Origin of the sequence: Limihaloglobus sulfuriphilus, from assembly GCF_001999965.1 — a bacterium.
GTDB classification, from domain to species: domain Bacteria; phylum Planctomycetota; class Phycisphaerae; order Sedimentisphaerales; family Sedimentisphaeraceae; genus Limihaloglobus; species Limihaloglobus sulfuriphilus.
In genome coordinates, this window is the sequence record NZ_CP019646.1 from 2,393,886 (window position 1) to 2,415,277 (window position 21,392).

Annotated in this window: 14 protein-coding genes; 13 read left to right on the forward strand and 1 reads right to left on the reverse strand. The window is 48.1% G+C overall.

The window, feature by feature from the left end; genetic code table 11:
* Positions 1-9 precede the first annotated feature (9 nt).
* The 13 genes from SMSP2_RS09125 (at position 10) to SMSP2_RS09185 (ending at position 20,030) form a co-directional block, all read left to right on the forward strand.
* The gene (locus tag SMSP2_RS09125; protein ID WP_146683652.1) at positions 10-822 is read left to right on the forward strand and encodes a type II secretion system protein; all 813 of its coding nucleotides are present in this window, start codon (positions 10-12) and stop codon (positions 820-822) included.
* 51 nt (positions 823-873) lie between these two features.
* The gene (locus tag SMSP2_RS09130) at positions 874-2,664 is read left to right on the forward strand and encodes a LamG domain-containing protein (protein ID WP_146683653.1); all 1,791 of its coding nucleotides are present in this window, start codon (positions 874-876) and stop codon (positions 2,662-2,664) included.
* A 73-nt stretch (positions 2,665-2,737) separates the two neighbouring features.
* Positions 2,738-3,661, forward strand: a complete 924-nt coding sequence (locus tag SMSP2_RS09135; RefSeq protein ID WP_146683654.1) for a PEP-CTERM sorting domain-containing protein — start codon at positions 2,738-2,740, stop codon at positions 3,659-3,661.
* A gap of 85 nt (positions 3,662-3,746) precedes the next feature.
* Positions 3,747-5,537: a sialidase family protein gene (locus SMSP2_RS09140; RefSeq protein WP_146683655.1), complete on the forward strand. Its 1,791-nt coding sequence runs from the start codon at positions 3,747-3,749 to the stop codon at positions 5,535-5,537.
* 48 nt (positions 5,538-5,585) lie between these two features.
* Positions 5,586-8,003 (forward strand): exo-alpha-sialidase, encoded by a 2,418-nt coding sequence (locus SMSP2_RS09145; RefSeq protein ID WP_146683656.1) that lies wholly within the window; start codon positions 5,586-5,588, stop codon positions 8,001-8,003.
* A gap of 16 nt (positions 8,004-8,019) precedes the next feature.
* Positions 8,020-9,510: a beta-N-acetylhexosaminidase gene (locus SMSP2_RS09150; protein WP_146683657.1), complete on the forward strand. Its 1,491-nt coding sequence runs from the start codon at positions 8,020-8,022 to the stop codon at positions 9,508-9,510.
* Between the two features lie 28 nt (positions 9,511-9,538).
* A complete protein-coding gene (locus SMSP2_RS09155) occupies positions 9,539-12,460 on the forward strand; it encodes an exo-alpha-sialidase (protein WP_146683658.1) in 2,922 nt (973 codons plus the stop codon).
* Between the two features lie 18 nt (positions 12,461-12,478).
* Positions 12,479-13,834 carry a GH1 family beta-glucosidase gene (locus SMSP2_RS09160; protein ID WP_146683659.1) on the forward strand — a complete coding sequence of 452 codons (1,356 nt, stop codon included), beginning with the start codon at positions 12,479-12,481 and terminating at the stop codon, positions 13,832-13,834.
* Between the two features lie 57 nt (positions 13,835-13,891).
* The gene (locus SMSP2_RS09165; protein WP_186804658.1) at positions 13,892-14,692 is read left to right on the forward strand and encodes a tetratricopeptide repeat protein; all 801 of its coding nucleotides are present in this window, start codon (positions 13,892-13,894) and stop codon (positions 14,690-14,692) included.
* Positions 14,692-16,350 (forward strand): ABC transporter substrate-binding protein, encoded by a 1,659-nt coding sequence (locus SMSP2_RS09170; RefSeq protein ID WP_146683661.1) that lies wholly within the window; start codon positions 14,692-14,694, stop codon positions 16,348-16,350. The genes SMSP2_RS09165 and SMSP2_RS09170 overlap by 1 nt, the downstream gene beginning before the upstream one ends.
* Positions 16,351-16,379: 29 nt before the next feature.
* Positions 16,380-17,336, forward strand: a complete 957-nt coding sequence (locus tag SMSP2_RS09175) for a carbohydrate ABC transporter permease (protein WP_146683662.1) — start codon at positions 16,380-16,382, stop codon at positions 17,334-17,336.
* Positions 17,336-18,175, forward strand: coding sequence for a carbohydrate ABC transporter permease (locus SMSP2_RS09180; protein ID WP_146683663.1), 840 nt, complete (start codon positions 17,336-17,338; stop codon positions 18,173-18,175). The genes SMSP2_RS09175 and SMSP2_RS09180 overlap by 1 nt, the downstream gene beginning before the upstream one ends.
* Before the next feature lie 34 nt (positions 18,176-18,209).
* The gene (locus SMSP2_RS09185) at positions 18,210-20,030 is read left to right on the forward strand and encodes a sialidase family protein (protein WP_146683664.1); all 1,821 of its coding nucleotides are present in this window, start codon (positions 18,210-18,212) and stop codon (positions 20,028-20,030) included.
* A gap of 125 nt (positions 20,031-20,155) precedes the next feature.
* Here the strand turns inward: SMSP2_RS09185 and tnpC are convergent, their stop codons facing one another.
* A complete protein-coding gene (tnpC, locus tag SMSP2_RS09190; RefSeq protein WP_186804659.1) occupies positions 20,156-21,346 on the reverse strand; it encodes an IS66 family transposase in 1,191 nt (396 codons plus the stop codon).
* Between the last annotated feature and the right edge of the window lie 46 nt (positions 21,347-21,392).

The following is a 21,392-nucleotide window of genomic DNA, read 5'->3' on the forward strand; positions in this document are numbered from 1 at the left end:
GAGTTTAGTATGATTTTAAAAAGAAAAAAAGCGTTTACTCTTATAGAGCTGCTTGTAGTTATATCGATAATAGCTCTGTTGATGGCGATTATCATGCCGGCGCTGAATAAGGCGCGGGCCCAGGCACGAAAGGTTGTCTGCGGTTCTAATTTCAGGCAGCTGGGCAGTGTGTATCATATGTATGCCAATGATCACAGGCAATGGATACCGCGGTTTGTGCCCAAGTCGCAGCAGGACAAGACGTTTACGCTCGGCAAAGAGGTATCAAATGTTTTGCCGTATGCTCTTTCTGATCCAATGTATCAGCTTCTTCGCAACAGCTACAAGCTCAAGCCGGAATTTCTTGTCTGTCCGACAAAGATAAAGTCGAGAGGAACCGATGTTACCTATTTCCGCAAAGACGGCGAGATTGAGCTTGGAGATCCGGAAGGCGGATACTGGATGCCTTATCGGTGGATTGGAATTGCCAGGCTTAACGGCCTTGTAAATATGACAAACACGATTCCCAAAACAGTAGAGGAGTCAGCGGCCAGGATAGATGATCCGTCCTGGAAACTGCTGGCGGCAGATGAGAACGTTGTGTGGAATATGAATCTTGAGTTCCACCGCACACGCCTTGCACACAGAGGAAGAGGCGGTCTGCCCGAAGGTGCCAACCGTCTGCACGTTGACGGTTCAGTTAACTGGGTAAACACATCTATGATGGCGGCGGACGATAAGCCGCTGGATACAGCCGACGGTTACCCGACCGGCGTAGATCCCTCTAAGTCTCCCCCGAGGTATGACCACAGGGGCGATTATACAAGAATGTACTACTGGTAGTTTCAGCGTTTGGTTTGATAAAAATAACATTGTCTTTTTTGAGGTTATAACATGAAAAAGCTAACATTTACAATTATTTTATCTTTGATATTTACAGCTGCTGCTTTAGAGGCAGGCCAGCTGTTGTGGCATCTGCCTTTTGATGTTGATACGGCCGAGGCTGTGAGCGGCGAATTGGCCCGCGAGGTCAAGACTAACGACAATGCCGTATCGCCATATAACAAACAGGCACCGGGTATCGGCCCTGTCGGCGTTAACGGCAAAGGACGCTGCCTTGATATGAGTGTCAGCATGGCGCAGATGGGCTCGGGCGATGGTTCAAATTACGGCGGCTGGGTTACTTATGGTGCTAACGATGTCGGCGGCGGCAACGTGGACGATGTCTTTAACGGTTTGCAGTCGTTTACACTTATGGGATGGATAAATACCGGCGATCCGAACATCACTCCTGCCGAAAACGCAAGGATTCTGCTCCGTGATGACAATGCCAACGGTTTGACTGTCCTGCTCAATGAGGGCGGCAGGCTTAAGGTCGCTGTCAACGGAAACTGGCACGCGATGCCGTATGCCGCGAGCTATCCGTTTGACTGTACTGATAAGTGGGTATTTGTCGCCATCACTTACGACGGCACAGCTTCTGCGGGCAATCTGAAGTTTTACAGAGGTTTTAAGGATACCGCATCTGTAACACTTGAAGATACCGGCGACATACCTGCCGGCGCTCTTGCCTCTAATGACAGGCAGCTGGTGATCGGAAACAACGGCGGAATGAACGATACTGCCGACAAAGGCTTTAAAGGCCTTATAGACGAATTGCGGCTTTACGGCAGTTACTCTGACGCAACAGGTGTTTTAAGTTCATCGGAAATAACTAATTACAAGAATCAGGACGTAGAGAAGCCCTGGCAGGATACGCCGATTGCCGACCCGCTTTGGCACCTGCCCTTTGATGCTGATATGTCAGACATTATCAGCGGAGAGACCCCTTCTCTGGTACTGACAAACCCCTCTGCTCCGGCACCTTATAACGAGCAGCCGCCGGTTGTTACAGCCGAGGCGGGCGTAAGGTACAAAGGCGGCGCCCTTGACCTTCGCAACACCATGGCTTTTATGGGTGCTGTCAGCGGCGAAAACTGCTACGGCGGCGCAGTGCGTTACGGAACGAAAGATTCCGGCAGCGGCGCGGTAGATGATGTTTTGAGTGATTTAAAATCATTTACGCTCATGGGCTGGCTCAATACAGGCGACCCTTTGGTGAGCCTGAGCGGAATGAGCAGCCCGGCAAGGCTTTGTCTGCGTGAGGATTACGCCAACACGTTCGCCGTAACTATGAATAACGGCGGCAGGCTCGGCATCGCTGTCAATGGGCAATGGAAAATACTGCCTTATTCGAATACATATCCCTATACCTGTACGGACGAGTGGGTATATTTCGCAATCACATACGACAGCACCGCAGCGGATAATAATCTAAAATTCTACAGCGCACGCAGAAATGACGGCTATCCTGTAATGGAATATGCCGCGAATTTTAATCAGGGCCCGATAAGTTATTCAGAACGTCAGTTTGTCGTGGGCAACAACGGTTCGGAATCCACATCTGCCGACAAAGGTTTCAAGGGCCTTATGGACGAGCTGCGTCTTTTCGGCAGTTATGATGACGGCAGCGGTGCTTTGCCGCCGACGGCAATAGCCCAGTTCAAACAGGATGACTGGAACGTTAAGTGCGGTGATTACGGCTTTATGCCGCCGGAAGGTGACATAAACGGCGACTGTATTGTTGACGCGGCAGACTTTGCTGAAATGGCCGCTGTATGGCTGATGGATAACAGGCCGCAGTAATATTTGTATAATGACTGTCCGACGGCAGTTAATAGTGGTATCAATATAATTCAGTTTAATTAGGAGAAAAATCATGAGAAAGTACCAAATTATTGTAATCGCATTGATGATGGTTTCATACGCCGGTGCCGCGGAGCTTCTGTGGTATCTGCCCTACGATGCAAACATGAATGAAGCGGTAAACGGCGAGGCGCCAACCCAGGTTAACGCAAACCCGCTTGCGGATGAGCCTTACGCAAGCACAGCGCCCTCTCTGAGTGCCGGGCTGACCAGCGGCGGCTCCGGAGCGGAAAGCGGCAACGCGCTTGATATGAGAGATACCATGGCAAACATGGGTCAAACCACTCCAACTAACTATGGCGGCTGGGTAAGATACGGCTCTCCCGAAAATAAATCCTCGATGGAACTATCGATGAAGGGTTTAAGCTCATTTACAGTGATGGGCTGGCTCAACACAAAGGATTCGTCAATTGCCATCGGCAATAATACGCGGGTTTTTGCAAGCTCTGACAACAGTTTCTCCCTTTTGTTCAATAATGGCTCAGTGCCGGGAAGGATGCAATTTGCTTTAGAAGGCAACTGGTATAACTCTGGATATGCTGTGACAAATTGGGGCCTGGCAGATGAATGGGTTTTCTTTGCCGCTTCCTATGACGGCACAACCAGTACTGAAAACCTGAAGTATTATATGGGCGGGCTTGACACAAATGATGTTGAACTGGTAGTTACGCTTGACAGCAATGTCGGCACTTTCAATTATTCCGGTGATTGGTTTGTTGTCGGCAATAATGGAGCTGATAACACAGCCGCTGACAAGGGTTTCAAAGGTCTCATCGATGAGCTGCGTATGTTCGGAAGCACTGCTGACGCTTCGGGCGCACTCGATGCGGCGGATATAACTCTGTATAAAAATGATGTCTTTACCGCTGTTCCCGAACCAGCAACCATCGGGCTGCTGGCGATTGGCGGGCTGGCATTTGTTCGCCGCAAAAAGTAACAAACTTTAAATAACCATAAATCTACTTTATATAACAAAGAGGGGGAAGGGAAACACAACGTTCTCTTCCCCCTTATGATAAACTATGAGCAACAGCAGCAATAAAATCAGACAGACAGTTCTCTGTGCGTTATTTATATCCGCACTGACGGCGAAGGCACAATTTCGCAGTTATGAAATTTATCAGCCCCAGGTAACACGAGGCTTTATCGTGGATACATCGCAGAACGAGCTGAAATATAACCACTGCACATCTATACAGCGATACCGCGGCAGGTTTTACTGCTTCTGGAATGCAAATACGGTTTATAAAGAGGGTGAGCCGGGCCAGCTTCTTTACATGGCAACCAGTCTTGACGGTATGAACTGGTCAGAACCTGTTAACTGGACTCCGGACAACGGCAGAAAGCAGTGGCAGCCGTGCACGATCAATATTGATGATGAGAGTCTGTGGGTGTTCTGGCAGGAGACCGGCGGGCCGTTCTGGTTTTCTAAACTGACAGATCCCGAGGGTGCCTGGACACACCGAATGATCTTTACAAAGACCATGATGCCCGATGGGCTTGAGTATAACCCCGCCGCCACACAGGATCCGCTTCGCCTTTCAAACGGGCGTATCTGCCAGACAGTTACCTGGGTTCAGATATCCGGCGGGCCGAATAAATTTTCCGGTATTGTTTATACGAATAACGGCGGTCAGAGCTTCAATATGGACACGAGCTCATTTGTCTGGGATCCGATTGATGGAACTAAATCTTTCGAATCTATGCTGGTCGAACAGTATGATGGCAATATCAGGATGTTTATCCGCAATTTAGACCGGACAAGTCAGCAGGACGAGCTTTTTATGACTTCTCTGGGCGATGAAAACGCGGAGAATTTTTACTCTCCGGCACAGTTCAGCAAGACACGTACAGTATCGAGCAGGTGTTGGGTGAAAACTATCGGCCAACGCAAAATCATGCTGCTCAACGACAGTGCAAACGGAACACCAGAGCTTGCCGGTCATGACCGCAAGAATATAGCGATGTTTTTCAGCCGCAGCGGGATGGACGATTTCGCCGCCGGTGTACCGGTAGTAGATTATGAGCCGGAGCTGGCGTATCCCCAGGCAGTTGAGCACGATAACAAGCTGTATTTTACATACAGCCACGAAAACTCGAAAAATATCCGGTGGGGAATTGTAGATCCCCTGCCGGCGGACGATAAGTACTATATCTTTCCAAGAGGAACCGACAGGCGTCTGACCGACCATGATGACGGGCCGGTTGAAGTCAGGGTTGAGAAGTTTAATCTTAACGGTGATTCAATGCTAAGGTTCTACGGTAATGCCTCGGCCGGTGTAGATATTGATATCTGTGAACCGCAGAATGATGTGCTGAAAATACGCCTGCCGGTCTTTCTTGAAAGTACGCCTGCGGATAAACGAATGAGACTGCTCTGTGTCGGTGACGGAGAGGTGCAGCTTGGGTATGATGCGGCGACGCCGTACAGATATCAGGTTTTGATTGATGATACATGGTATGACGCAGGAGCGTTTGATCCGGCTAAATGGAATGATATTCTGCTGATTATCAGCTCAAACGGAGTCGCGACACAGAATATGGGTTCTGCTCTCTATCATCCCGCTCCATCAGGTTTCAATGGCCGTGTTTATATAGGTGACGGATATCCGGAAGAGTTTCTTGATGAGACAAGCCGTTTTATCGTAAACATCGAGCGGTTTGGAAGTTTAGTAGAAGCCGCGTCAGAATCTGGATTCTGCGGCGACAATGAACATCCGATAATCAGTCCAGACCTGAATTATGACTGTATTATAGATTTGTATGATTTTAGTATCATGGCCAAATCATGGCTGAAAGACGCTGATAAGTAATATACGAGATTTATTATAAGACAATAAGAAAGGCAGAAAATATATAGAATGCAGCGAATTGTATTTTTAGCTCTAATGTGTGATTGTTTAGTTCAATCTGCGGTATTTGGTTCCTGGCGTACTTATGAAGTTTATCAGCCTGTGATTGAACGTCTTTCTGTATCTGACTCCGCCGGGGGTGAGCTGCTTTACAATCACGGTACTGCGATTGCATGGTATCAGAATAGATGGTTCTATTTATGGAACGCCAATGAGCTTCCGGGTGAGGCAAAGCCGAACCAGCTTATTTATCAGTCCACAAGCCGTGACGGCCAAGACTGGAGTGAACCATCTCCTGCGTTTGCGAGCAGCAGCAACAGCATTTTGCCTGTTACTCCGGACGGCGGAACGCAGTGGCAGCCGGCTGTTGGTGTTGTCGATGATGAGTTATGGGTTTTTTGGAATCAATGGGGTTCTGAAGAAGTTCGCGGCAGTTTCTTCTCTCGCCTTGACAGTCCCGATGGAAAATGGCAGACCAACCGGCTCAAGTGGGGGGTAAATGTTTCAGGTCCCAAAGAGGTTGAGGGTTGGCGGATTTACCCGTCTCAAAATTTGTATCGTTTGCGTAACGGTCGGATTTTGGTGTCGGTTATTATGATAGATCAAAGCGGCCCTGCCGGGGATGCCCCCGAGGGGGTTGAAGGCTGGTGGGCTTTAGAAAAACGCAACAGTGTGCTTTATACAGATGACGGCGGAAAGACCTGGCGTGTTTCTGCAGGCTGGACGCTTCCGGATGAATCATGGACAGGTTGGGAGCCGACAATGTGGGAGCAAAGCGACGGGAGTGTTCGAATGTTTGCCCGCCATAACGTTCATCCGAAATATGTTCAGGGGGCCGGCCTGCCTCCTTCTCAAACTTTGACCGTATCGGTAAGCCATGACAGTGGAGAGACCTGGTCTAAAGGAGAGCTGGTTCCGTTAGACTCGACAGTTTCTATGATGCATGTAATTCCCCAGGACGGCCGTGGAATATGGCAAACTCCAGCGGCAGACGATGATCTGGGCGGGCGGCGTTATTTCATGGTTCATAATGATGTTTCAGAGCCCGGCTGGGGCATAGCCAGAAAAAATATAACACTATACTTTAAGCGGGGAGACGGCTTTGAGTTTACTGCCGGTGTAGGCCTGACCGATCACGAACGTCTTGTTTCCTATCCTCGGCTATGGTCCCGCGGCGATGCTCTGTACATGTCTTATACCAGGGGCCCTGCCTATGGCAGTTCCGCGAGATTAGCACGTATCTCACCTCTGCCCGACCCGAAAAAATATTATATACTGCCCCGTAATAACATGCCCGCAAGCCCTCGCCCTGAGATAAATGATTCTAATCTATGCTTTGAAGGCCGCCAACATGTTGAAGCAATGAGCAGTCTAAATTTTAATGATAACGGCATGTCCCTGGGTGCGTTTGTTAATATGATTGAGGGTGACGTGTTGATTGATACACGCGGTTCGGGCGGCGGCTTTGTGTTTATGCTCGTTAACGGTGAAGGCGGTCTTTTGTACCCTCGTCTTTTATTCGATGGTTACGGAGGCGCCGGCCCTCGTTCATCGCTTGGATTAAAAAGAAGTGAGTGGGCTTATACCGGTTTCACCTTAGACGCTGATGCGGTTGAAGTTACTTTCTATGTTAACGGCCGGCAGGAGAGGCTGCCTGTAGATATAGGCGGCCCGGTTCCTTCATTGAGCGGATCGCGGGCGTATGTTGGCAATAGCCGGCCGGGCAGTGAATTGCAGGGTATGGTTGGGCGTATGCGTTTTATGTCAATATATGATGGAATGGCACTTGATGCTTCCGGGCATACCTGGCTGTGTGGTCAGTTTAAAGACGAGCCTGGTATTATTGACGCTTCCGAAGGTGCAGAGCCGCAAGCTGAGCCTGTACTTGTATTAGACCCCGCAAACACAGTCGATTTTGAAAATAATTTTCAGCTTCCGCAGGATCTGAAAGATTTGGGGGTTAGTTGTGAAATCGAGAGCGGTGTTGAGCTGCTCACATTTTCAGGAGCCGGCTCTGCCGGAGTTGAGCTGGACGAAAATCATCGCTCAAAAGGCGATGCAGTAGAACTAAAAATGAATTTTCGAATCGAAAGCGAAGAACCCGTTACCCTATTAACCATTGGTGATGCAGTTAGTCCTGCACGCATACATGCCATACCCTCCGGCTCTTTAATGGATATTCTAATTACAAGTTCCAAAGGGTCGAAACTTATCGGTACTGTAACTAAAAACAGCTGGAATGAGATATTTGTTTTCAGCAGTGATGATATCACTCGTGTGCGAATTTCTGATGGAGAATGGAAAGAGGCGTCTCACGAACCTCGCGGCAGCTGGGTGTATATCGGCGAGGGTTTTCCAGGGGAACGCCCCTCTAAAACGGGAAAGTTTTCAGTAAAGGTCAATTCAATATTGTCCAGGGTTAACTAAAGGATAAACAGATTTTATGAAGACAATGGAAACAACGGCGGCACGGGATTTATCTAAATTCATAGTGCCTTCAATTAAATCTTTTGAAAAGCACCATGGCAGTTTTGCTTTTAAGGCTAAAATATTGTTTTACGCGGACAGCAGTCATTATAAGACTGCGAAGAATCTGTGTAAGGTGTTTAAAGACATCTTTGGTCTGGAAGCTGAAGTTGTCTCATCAGAAGAATCTTCTCAGGCCGATATCGTACTGAAAACAGATTCTGCCGGCGGCAATCCCGAATCGTACAGCATTCTTGTCCGGCCGGAGATGATAACAATAAGCTCGCCGAGCGGCCGCGGATTGTTCTATGGCCTCAATACGCTGATTCAACTTATCGAACGGGACAAAAACGGTTCGGCATTTTCTGTGCCGTGTTGTAGAATCGAAGATCAGCCCGAATACCAATGGCGAGGCTTCATGCTTGATGTCTGCCGGCATTTCATGTCAATCGACTGTATAAAAAGATACATTGATATACTCTCATTTTACAAGTTCAACCGGCTTCATCTGCATCTTACAGAAGATCAGGGCTGGCGGATAGAAAGCCGCAAATACCCCCTTCTTACAGAAATTGGCGCTTACCGCGGCAAAAGTAATTACGGAGGTTATTATACTCTCGAGCAGCTCAGGGATATTATGGATTATGCCGCCGCAAGGTTTGTAACCGTAGTGCCGGAGATTGACCTGCCCGGGCATTGTCAGGCCGCATTGGCCGCCTATCCGGAGCTAAGCTGTACGGGCGGGCCGTTTGAAGTCTCAGAGAAAGTTCATGTCATACATGAAGAGGCTTTTTGCGCAGGCAATGAGAAATGTTTTGAATTTCTTCAGGATGTCTTTGGTGAGATAATAGATGCCCTTGAGCCGAAATATATACATATCGGAGCGGATGAGTGTCTGAAAAACCGCTGGAAGGCCTGTTCCAGATGTCAGCAGAGAATTAAAGATGAGGTACTTGCGGACGAAAATGAGCTTCAGGCGTATTTTGTAAGGCGTATAGCTTCTTTTCTGAAGTCAAAAGGCGTAACTGTCATCGGCTGGGAGGAAATCCTCGAAGGCGGCGGTGACAGAGATACGATTATACAGGTCTGGAAAGGCTGCCGCGAAGTTGCAAAAGAGTGTATCTCCAACGGCTACAGAGTGATCTTGTCACCGACCAGCAACTGTTACCTTGACTACGTGCCCGCCAGGATAGACCTGGAGAAGGCCTCTCAATTCGATCTGAATATAGCCGATTCGCCGGCAGAGAAAGAGCTTGTCCTTGGCGGCGAGGCGTGCATGTGGACAGAGGATACGCCGCAGGAAATACTCGATTCGAAGGTTTTTCCGCGGCTTCTGGCAATATGCGAATCGCTCTGGCACGGCGCCGCCGTGGAAAATTATCAAGAGTTTGCCAACAGGCTCAGAAGCCATTATAATGCTGTTTCAGAATACGGCATTGAGTATAATTGCAGTTTTCCAGAGTCATGAATAATTTTAATGTTAAAGATAAAGAGCTATGTATTTAAGAAAAATGTTTGCCGCGATAGCGTTAATTCTTGTTTTTACTGTAGTAATGCCATCAATGCTTGAAGCATCCCAATATGAAGTTTATCAGCCTCAGATAACAAAAGGCTTTGTCTATAACCCTGAATACGGCGAGCTTAAGTACAACCACGATTCGTCAATTGAGTATTTCCAGGGCAGGTTTTACGCCGCGTGGAACGGAAATACAAACTGGTGGGAAGGCAGGCCCGGGCAGAAGAATTACTGGGCGTTCAGTGATGACGGTATTCACTGGAGCGGATACAGGGAGTTTGAGGATACGCCGGTTTTCGGCTCGCCTTCGTGGCAGACAGAGTGGCAGCCAAATCTGCTCAACTATAAGGATAAAGAACTTTGGGCGCTCTGGACAAAGGCCGGAGGGTTTATCGTTTCAAAACTTACTGACCCTGCAGAGGGTTGGACTCACCGTGTAATTTTTGAGGTAATAGAATATGACGGGGCCGAGTATTTCATCTTCCCCAGCCAGGAATGCACGGTACTTGAAGACGGTTCGGTGCTGGTGCCGGTAATTCTCCGTGAGAAGTCGGATCTGCCCCAGGATCAGCGTAAATGGTTCTGCACGTTTTTGAAGTCTTCTGACGCGGGCGAAACATGGCAGTATTACCCGCAGGCCTTTGTAGCTCACCCGCATGGCCCTTATCATCGCAGCTGGGAGCCTATGGGGATCGTTCAGGATGATAAAAATGTCAGGATGTTTGTCCGCGATATGCACGGCGATCTTCTTGAGCCCGATAAGACCTTTTTCACGGCTCTGGGCAACAGGGGCGGAACTGCATTCGCAGACCCTGTTTACAGCGCTATCCGGACAGTCAGCAGCCGCATGTGGCTGGGAAATATCGGCAGCAGAAAGATAATGGTACAGCATGACAGCGCTGCAAACCGCAATACCGGCGACAGGATAAACATAGCCCTGTTTTCATCGAGAACAGGCAGGGATGATTTTGTCGCCGGCACAAGTATCATTGATGATGAGCTGGGTATATGCTATCCGCAGGCGGTGTTGAAAGATGAAGACCTCTACGTTGTCTATACAAGCGGCCACACTCCCAGAGCGATTAAAACCGCAAGGGTCAGCCCGGCGCCCCGCAATGATAAATACTACATAATGCCGCGGTCGCGGGATCGGGCCCTTACGTCAAACGATCTGCCGCGTTTTAACCCTTCGTTTATACGGATCGATCAGTATAACAGTTTTGATACCGGCGGGGATATTGACATAAAGGACGCATTTTCGTTTACATGTTGGCTTCGGCCCGACGGCGGCGAGGGTGTTCTGTATCAGCTAAGCGGCCCTGATGGAAGTAAATTTTTTGTTGAACAGGACAAACAAGGCAGTCTGTTTGTGAATTTTGCCGGCGAAAAGGTCAAAAGCAATGTATCTCTGCCCGCTGACGGCAGATGGAGTATGCTAAGCGGTATGTTTGACCTCAAAACGGGAACGGGTTGTCTGAAAGTCAACTGCGGCGAGGAAGCCGGCCTGAAATTCGACGCGGCCGATTTTGCCCGCGGTACATACAGGCTCGTGCTTGGTGATTTCCTCCGCGGAGCAGGTTTTGATTCCGCCGATATGAGGATTTACGAGAGCAGAATCACTGCCCAACAGGCAGAGGCGTATTTTTCACTAACGGCAAAGAGGCACGGCAGCAGCGGTACAACAGATATCGCTGCGGTGAAAGCCGCGTCTTTGGAGATATCGCCTCTTGATTATACGGCAAAACAGGACATTGCCAACGTTGTTCCCGGCGAGATTACATGCTATGCGGGACATAACGATATTGTATCCAGAGATGTAAATGACCTTGGTCAAAAGTCTGTGACAATTACCGGCTGGATACGGCAGAAGCCGCATAATAACGGCGTTATCTTCGATGCTCTTGATTCCGAGGGAGACGGAGGCTTCTCAATCCGGCATGATTTCTTCCCCAAAATATATGTGAGAATCGGCGATAAAGATTACCCCCTGGGACACCGTTACCGTGAAGGTGAACGGGTTTATATGAAGGGCTTCAATCAGCCGCTAAACGATGAGTATTACTTTTTTTGCGTGGTGATTGATAACAGTGAAAAAAAGATTCTATTTTGGGAAGATAATAAACTCTCCGATGAGCAGATAAACTTTGATGCGGAGAGCCTCAGCTCCGATGAGCCGGTGGCGTTTTTCAGGTACTGCGGAAAAGAAAGGGCGAAAAACCATTTTCCCTTTTACGGCGGAGTTTTTAACGTAAATGTGTATGACAGAAAATTGAGCGAGCCGGAAATACGTTTTGACCATAACAGGTTTGCCGATATGTTCGGCTTCGATGAATTGTCCGGAGACATCAAAGCCGCACCAGAGGCCAGATGGAGTGTTGGCGCAGATAACTATGATTCTTTACGGTTCATAGACTCAGAGGCTCCGGTTGCCGCGGGCGTAAAACACGAGGAATACATGGGCAGGCAGTGCCTGCTTCTCAGCGGCAGCAGCTCATGCGGCGTGGATATGGACGGTTTTGATCCGGATAAAAGCCGTATTGAAATGGACCTTCCCATCAGGATTGATTACCCGATTGTCAGTGAGGAACTGCGGATAATGTCCTTTGGAGACGACGGGCAGATAATCCTGGGCATGTTAAACGGCGATTCGGATAACCTGCATATCAGGATTGATGGCAAGTGGCACCGGGCTGCCGCGTTTGAGCTGGGAAAATGGTCGCAGATAAAACTTATATTTGAAGACGGCAAAGTCGCAATTAAAAACGGCGATTCCCGGAATGTGTTCGACACAGGCAGACTCACGCCGCGGCTGTATCTTGGCGACGGCTATCCGCACGGATATATCGCGCCGGCGGATAAATTCCGTCTTGACGTTGACGAGTTTGAATTAAAAGTACAATAACTATAACAGGAGCCTAAATTGGAATTTAAATCATTAAAGTTCCCCAAAGAGTTTATATTCGGCGCTTCTACCGCCGCGTATCAGATTGAAGGCGGGGCATACGAGGACGGCAAAGGACTGTCGATATGGGACACTTTCTGCAAGCAGCCCGGCCGCATACTCAACGGCGACACCGGAGATGAGGCCTGTGATTTTTACCACAGGTACAAAGACGACATAAAGATCATGAAAGAGATGGGGCTTGATTCTTTCCGGTTTTCTATATCATGGCCCAGAGTCTTTCCCGAGGGCACGGGAAAAGTAAACCAGAAGGGTCTTGATTTCTACAATTCGCTTGTTGACGAGCTTCGGGCGGCATCTATTGAGCCGTATCTCACTCTAAACCACTGGGATATGCCCCAGAGCCTCCAGGATCAGGGCGGCTGGCTTAATAAGGATACCGCGAAACATTTTGCGGATTATTCACGCTTTATGTGTGAAAATCTCTCTGACCGTGTGAAATTCTGGACAACCCACAATGAGCCTCACTGTGTGGCCTCGGCAGGGCATGTTGCCGGTATTTTCGCACCCGGCCATAAAGATATAAAGGAAGGCTTGCAGGTTACGCATAACCTGAATCTGGCCCACGGTCTGGCCGTACAGGCTATGCGTCAAAGCGGCTCTGCCGGGAATAAATATGGTATTGTGCTGGCGGTTTTCCCCTATTATCCGGCTACGGCTTCAATACATGACCATCGCGCAGCCCAGCGATGGGACGGTTATTTCAGCAGATGTTTCCTCGATCCTATATTCAAAGGCAGCTATCCGGAGGATATGGTAGAATATTTCGGCGATAAATTTCCCGAAGTCACTGAACAGGAGCTGTCCGTAATTTCAGAGCCGATTGACATGCTGGGCATAAACTGTTATTTCCGCAGAATTATTGAGAATGACCCCAAAAATGCGTTTATCGGCGGTCGGGAATTCAAGCCCCGTGATGCCGCATATACACAGATGGACTGGCCGATTTATCCGGAATGTCTCTTCGAGGTTTTATCCATGCTGGACAAAGACTACGATATTCCCGAACTCTATATAATCGAGAACGGCGCGGCATTTCATGACGAAGTATCACCTGACGGGAAAGTGCACGATGCCAGACGCACCAGATATCTTCATGCTCATATAGAACAGGCAAAACGGGCCGTAGAGCAGGGAATAAATCTCAAGGGGTATTTTGTCTGGTCGTTTCTTGATAATTTTGAATGGGCGCTGGGCTATTCCCGAAGATTCGGGATTGTCTATGTTGACTACCCGACGCAGAAAAGAATAGTCAAAGACAGCGGCAAATGGTATTCAGAGCTGCTAAGATACAATCAAAGCCTGCGAGACTGAATCATGAGTCATTTGTGCAAAAGTAAAAAATTGTTTTTTCCTGCGGCATTTCTGCTTATGTTTTTTTGCGGCTGCGGCGGCGATGACCCTGCCGCTGTTTCAGAAGAACTGAATATCTCGCAGGTGCTTAAGTCTGCCTGGAGGCAATTCAGTATTAAGGATACGGAAAGTTCCATTCAAAATTTCACTCACGTTCTTAACGATGAAAACGCCCGTGCAGACAAAAAGGTTCAGGCTCTATACGGGCTTGGCCTCTCATATAAGTTTGCAGCACCTAAACCGGATCTTGAGATGTCGCGAGAGTATTTCAATAGTATTCTTCAGGAGTATCCGGATGACGATTCTGTTCCATGGGTAATGCTTGAACTTGGGAATATAGCGGCAAAAACGGGCGAGAGAACAAAGGCCCGTTCGCTGTATCAGAGGGTAATCAGTGAAAAGAAAAATACTGATGCCGCAGACGAGGCTGTGCTGCGGCTTGCGCAAGTGTATTTTACAGACTACGATTCAGATGAAGATTATAAGGGTGTGGATATTCTCAAGCAATACCTCGAGGAAAAGCCGGACAATCCGCTTGCAAGGGTGATGCTGTTCCGTGTCGTTTACCGGCTCGGAGAAACCTATCAGAAATATATGGAATCCCTTCCGTATGCCGAGAGACTCGGAGAGATGAAAATGTTTGATCCCTTTAGATGGGGTCAGCAGTTCTGGTACCTTGGCCAGGTTTACCGGCTGATAGCCGGCAATGAAGAGCGGGCAGCCTATTGGTATCAAAAGATTTTAGACGAATGTGAGTTTGACCAGCGAAGGTATTCGAGCAGGCAGATGCTTGAAAAAATAAGAGAGGATTCTGAATAATGTTTAGAGTTTTCAAAATAATATGGCGGTTTACGGGCCTGATTTTTCTGTTAGTTTTCTTTTTATGGGCGGCCGTCTGGGTGTTTCTTGTCAGCAGCGGCGGCGGAGTGCCCGATGCCGCAGATAAAACTATAGTCAGGCTTGTGCACAGCGTTTCAGACGAAGGTGTTCAGGCGGCATTTGACAGTGCGGCTGCTGAATATGAAAAAATTAACCCCGATGTCAAGGTTGTAATCCAGAGTATCCCCGAAAAGGCTTACCTGCAGTGGACTAATGTTCAGCTTATAGGCGGCAAGGCTCCGGATATCATTCAGACACTTAATCGCGGCGACCAGATGTGGGAAATGCTGGCTACAAGATTTTTCCTGCCGCTGACCCCTCATGTCAATGAGATTAACCCGCATAACAAAGGTACAGACCTTGAAAATACCATCTGGCGGGATACCTATGTTGACGGTATGAAGGGAGGCTACTGGTTTCACCTGATGGAATATTACAGTGTGCCGCTGACTATAGAGCTAAGCCGGATTTTTTACAACAAGGATTTGTTCCGCCAGGTAAAAGGCGATGACCTGCCCCCGGAGAATTTTCAAGAATGGATGGATATTTGCAGACAGATAAAAGATTACTCGAAAGAGAATGATTTGCAGGTATCACCGCTGGCGACTTTTTATTCGCCGGCATCGCTTTACGGTTTCTTTAACAGCTATTTTCCAGTTATGACCGGCGGCATGATTGATGAATACGACAGGGGTTATAACGGGATTCCCGATGCGACGTTTATTTTGTTTGGTCTTATTAAAGGTGATTTTACCCTGGTCAATGAGCGTTTTGAAGCGGCACTGGCTCTGCTAAGAGAGCTCTCAGAAAATTTTCAGCCGGGTTTCGTTTCCGCTCAGTCATCACAGTCGCGTTTCATGTTTATACAGAACAAGGCGGCTATGATCAAGGGTTCGGTTAAAGATGCACGCATCTTCCAGGAAAACTGTAATTTTGAGGTAGGTGTCTTTGATTATCCGATACCGCGGCGGGATCACCCCGTTTACGGAAAATATGTAGCCGGTCCGGTTGCTGAGTCGCCTGTGGGCCAGTTCCATTTCGGCGTATCAAAGGTCAGCAAAAACCCTGAACTTGCGATTGATTTTTTGCGTTTTTTGAGCAGCCGCAGGATAAACGAAGAGTTTAATCAGTCGCTTGTCTGGTATCCGGTTATAAGCGGCGCCCGCCCTCACGATTTTCTCAAGGCGTTCAAACCTAACTATGAGGGTGTTTACCGTTATCCTCAGTTGTGGCAGGGAGGTAATGTCAAGCTGTGGTGGGATCAGTTCTATCCCCGGTATCTCGTGGGAGATCTATCGTTCGAGAATTTCATGAAAGAATATGAAAATATATGGCTGACAAAGGGTGTCAGGGATTTTATAAGACGAGATGTACTCTATGAAAATATGCTTTCTCAAAGTGAGTTCGGCCTGGCCCAGGCAAGGTCAAAGATAATCTTCCCGGAGGCCGGAGAGCTCGAAAAAGGCTCAATCGTCGGCGAGGGAACTTCTTATCAGCTTGGTATGGAAGTACTGAACCTCATGCAGCACGGAATAAGCAACAGAAGATACATCTGGAATAAACTTCAGCAGGAATACAACGTTGTCTCGGATGAGTAATGTTAACGGTTTAACGAGAATCAGAGTCTATGGTTAAAGAAAAATTTTCAAATAATATTCAGCGGATCAGCAAAGACTGGCGGGCTTACCTCTTTGTTCTTCCAAGTCTTCTGCTGGTGCTTGTCTTTTCGTATTTCCCCGCTTACAGTGCCATTTATCACTCTTTTTATGACTGGAACGGAGCGGATATTGAAAAATTCATCGGACTGGACAACTTTCGAAGGGCCTTTACTGATGGAGTTTTAGGCCGCTCATTTATCGTTATACTGATACTGGTTCTGGCGAATTTTGTAAAGATGGTTCCTTCGATTGCCGTTTCAGTAGTCATACACAGACTAAAAAGAGAAAACTGGCAATACCTCTACAGGGTACTCTTCGTAATACCGATGATTATACCTGGAATAGTGTGGCTTTTGATATGGAAATTTTTCTTTGACCCGACTTTCGGGATTCTCAACAAGGTTCTTGAGGTTACGGGTGTGATGTCTCTTCTGCAATGGATAGACTCACTGGCCGGCTGGGGATTGTTTGTTGAGGGTGTAGATCCTGCCTGGCTGAGCACGCCGCAGCTTATCGTGCCGGCGCTGATAATATGGGGTTTCCCGTGGGTTGGAGTTGTTGGAGTGCTGATATATCTGGCAGGGCTGTCTTCGATTGGGACGGAGGTATATGAGGCGGCGGAAATTGACGGGATAGGCTGGTTCAGGAAATTCCTTAATATAGAACTGCCGCTTATAATGACTCAGGTCAGGCTCAACGCGGCCCTTATGATTATCAATACTCTCAAAAGCTACGGGCTTGTCCTTGTGCTGCTCGGCGTCAGCGGAGGCCCCGCCGGCGCGGGTATGGTTCCCGGGCTGTATATGTTCAGAAAGGCCTTTGTTGACCAGGAGGCCGGCTATGCCTGCGCGATAGGCTTGCTGATATTTGCGCTGATACTGGTTTTAACATGGATAAACAATAAATATATGAGGGTTGATCATTAATGTACTCAATCGGAAAAAAGAAGCGGTCTTTCGTCTCGGAATCTGTTAAACACCTGTTTATATGGCTGATCCTGGGCTTTTCGTTATTTCCATTGTACATGGTATTTAATATAAGTTTCAAGGATAACACCCAGTTTTACAATCAGCCCTGGCTGCCGACACTGCCGCTGAATTTTGAGAACTGGGCCAAGGGCTGGGACAACATCGGCCAGACGATTGCAAACTCAATCTTTCTCTCGGTTTCTGCCACTGCGATGGCATTGGCTTTTGGTATAAGTGCGGCATATTTCTTCGCCAGATGCAAGATGCCCGGCTGGAAAATATTCTGGGCAATCTTTATGATCCTTATGCTCATGCCGGGAGTTGCGAATCTGATACCGCTGTTTTCTCTGCTAAAAAATCTAAACCTGCTCAACACGTATTTTGCCCTTATAATCCTGGGCACCTCAGGCGGGCAGGTCGTTACAATATACATCCTGCGTAATTTCATTGAAGAGATTCCCAAGGACCTTTTTGAGTCGGCACAGATGGACGGAGCAGGTCATCTTCAGCAGATTCTGCATATCGTTATACCTTTCAGCGGCTCAATCATATCAACCTTGGCAATACTTAGATTTATCTTTGAGTGGAACAGTTTCATTCTCCCTCTTGTAGTTCTTCGTGATGAGACGAGGCTGCCCATGGCAGTTAAGCTATATCAGATCGAGGGAGCTTATGTTCAGCAGTGGGGGCCTATGATGGCGTCTTACGCGATAGCGTCTATCCCGCTGATTCTTCTGTTCCTGTTCACTATGCAGTTTTTCATCAAGGGCCTCAGCTCTGGAGCGGTAAAGGGCTGATATATTTTTTATTTTTAATAAGCGGAGTTTTAGAATGTCTCAAATACCGGATGCCAGAAATATTCTCAATGGTTTTGATATCCCGGCAGGCGAAGGCTATGCCGACCAGCCGTATGTCGTAATAACAAAAGATGGCGACTGGCTTTGCGTCATAACTACCGGTGCGGGCGAAGAGGGCCAGTCCGGCCAGCATATCATATCAACGATAAGCAGTGATAAAGGCCGCAGCTGGAGCCTGCCCGTAAAGATTGAATCGCCGGAGGGACCGGAGGCGTCCTGGGCATTGCCGGTCATTGTGCCCTCGGGAAGGATCTATGTCTTCTATAATTACAACAAGGAAAACATTCGAAAGGTTGTATGTGATACAAACTTCCGAAAAGAAGGATATACCACGCGTGTTGATTCGCTTGGAGTGATGGCTTACAAGTATTCTGATGACAGCGGCAAAAGCTGGTCAGAACAGCGGTGGGAAATACCAATAAGAAAAATGAAATGCGATTATGAGAATCCCTACAAGGGTCAAATCCAGTTTTTCTGGGGCGTTGGCAAACCTATTGTGCATGACGGCGCGGTTTATATAGGATTTGCCAAAATTGAGCGTTTCGGCAAGGGATTTATGTACAAGAGCCAAGGCTGCTTCCTCAAGAGCAAAAATATTCTCACAGAAACCGAACCGGACAAAATAACATGGCAGACACTGCCGGACGGCGATTGTGGTTTGAAATCTCCCGTCGGGCCGGTCTCTGACGAGGCCAATCTGGCAGGACTTTCAGACGGCTCATTGTACTGCACATACAGAACTATTGACGGCCACCCCTGCCACGCATACAGCAGAGACGGCGGCCATACCTGGACAGGGCCGGAGTTTATGACATACACCCCCGGCGGCAGAAAGATTAAGCACCCCAGAGCCGCCAACTTTGTCTGGAGGTGCAGTAACGGCAAACTGCTTTACTGGTTCCACAATCACGGCATAACCGGCGGCAGATGGGCAGGTCCGAGACCGGATGCATACAGAGACAGAAACCCCGTATGGCTTTCTGCCGGCACTGAAAAAGACTCGCCCGAGGGCAAGGTCATTCACTGGAGTCAGCCGGAAATTGTTATCTATGATGATGATCCGTTAGTTAGAATGAGCTACCCGTCTCTAATTGAGGATAGCGGAAGTTTCTATCTGACAGAAACACAGAAAAAGACTGCCAGAGTGCACAAAATACCTGATTATATAATCGAAAAACTTTTCAGCCAGGACACTGTGAACCAACAGGCCAAAGACGGAGTAATACTTGAGCTTGAGGATTCCCGCGGCTTACGCGGCACGTTTGATATGCCGCCTCTGCCGGAATTTGGCGAATATAATTTCTCTCAACTTATGTACCCGACAAAAGACACCCGCGCCGGGTTCACCGTGGAATTTACCGCCGCTGTGAACTCGTTGCAGCCCGGGCAGATATTGCTTGATACGCGTTCGAAGGCTCAAATAGGTTTAACTGTAAGCGTAGGCGAGCAGGCTAATTACGTCTTTAGAATGTTCGACGGCAGAAACGCGGCGTATTGGAGCAGTGACCCGAATACCATACAGCAGGGCAAACAGCAGCATGTTGTAATTATCGTTGACGGCGGACCCAAAATAATAAGCTATATCATCGACGGCCGGCTAAACGACGGCGGCGAAGACCGGCAGTTCGGCTGGGGAAGATTTAACAAATACTTTTATAGCCTCAACCATTCTGATAAATTGAACATAAGTGAAAGTTCTGACTTAAAACTAACTCTGCTAAGGTTTTACAACCGGCATCTCCTCACCGGCGAGGCCGTCGGAAATTATAGGTCAGAACAAAAACGTATGTCCTAGTCAAGCGGCAATCAGACCACCCGCCTCATGAGACTTGTTAAACAATAATTATCCTTACCGTCCGGCGGTAAGGTTTCGAGGAACTGCACCCTTGAAAAAAATAGCTGGGGCAAGCTGGTGGTTCGTCAGGAGGCTTTCAATATCTGTTCTTTGACAATTTTGCCTTCTTCAGTGTTAGACTCAGGTTTCTTCCAGTTGCTGGGGAGAAGCTCGTCTATTTTGTGTCCCGGGTGGGTGCTCACTCTTCTCAGTACATCGTTGAAGTAGGCGAACGGGTCGTGGCCCATCAATTTACAGCTTGCTACCAGGCTGTAGATAATCGATGCTCGCCAGGCTCCGGCCTCACTTCCGGCAAACATATAGTTTTTTCGACCTATGACGACCATACGCAGTGTACGTTCGGCCAGATTGTTATCAATATCCAGAATTGGATCTTCCGTATATCTGCACAGAGCATCCCACTGGTTCAAAGCGTAGGTTACCGCCTTGCCTATCGGGGTCTTTGGCAGCACTTGAGCCTTGTATTCGTCAAGAAGGCTCTTTATTTCTTCGAGTATCGGCACAGCCTCTTTCTGTCGGGCTTCCAACAGCTGCTCATCGGAGTACTCTTCGCGTTTAGCCCTGCTTTCAATCGCATATAGCCTGCCCCATAATACCGTCATACGGGTACCCCTGAGGGGATCGTCATCTATAGCATACTCGAACTTTCTTCGCGCATGGGCGTTGCAGCCAATTTCCGTGGCCTTACCTTTATTAAAAAACTCATCATATCCGCTGTATGCATCGGCCTGAACCTTGCCGGCATAATCACCAAGGAATTCCAGCGGCCCTTGTCTTGATCTTGTGGGCGTAAAATCAAACACCACATTACTCTTATCATCAATATAGGTCCACAAATAACCGTTATAGGTGGAACCTTTACGTTTTCTGCTCTTTATTGGGATACGGGTGTCATCGGTATTAATCTTTGGAGACTCAAGAATCTTCCTGTGCATCCTTTTAACCAGGGGCTCCAGCAGATCAGCACATTTATCGACCCAACCACACATTGTGGATACATTTATATCAACACCATGCCGCTTGAGGATGCTTTCCAGTCTGTTCAAGGGTGCATGATCACAATACTTACTCGTTATTATATGAGCCAGCAGTCCCTCGCCGGCGATACCCTTGTCTATCGCCCTTGGGGGAAGCGGACCAATAGATATCTCTGATTCGCAAGCCTTGCAGCAAAATTTCTTCCTGACATACTCTTTGACGTAAAACGATGCCGGTGTTAAGCGGCGCTGAAAACAGGTCAGTAATGAGCGGGTCAAAATAGGTCATTTTGAAAGGAAGTTTTTGCCTTAGAGTCGTTATATT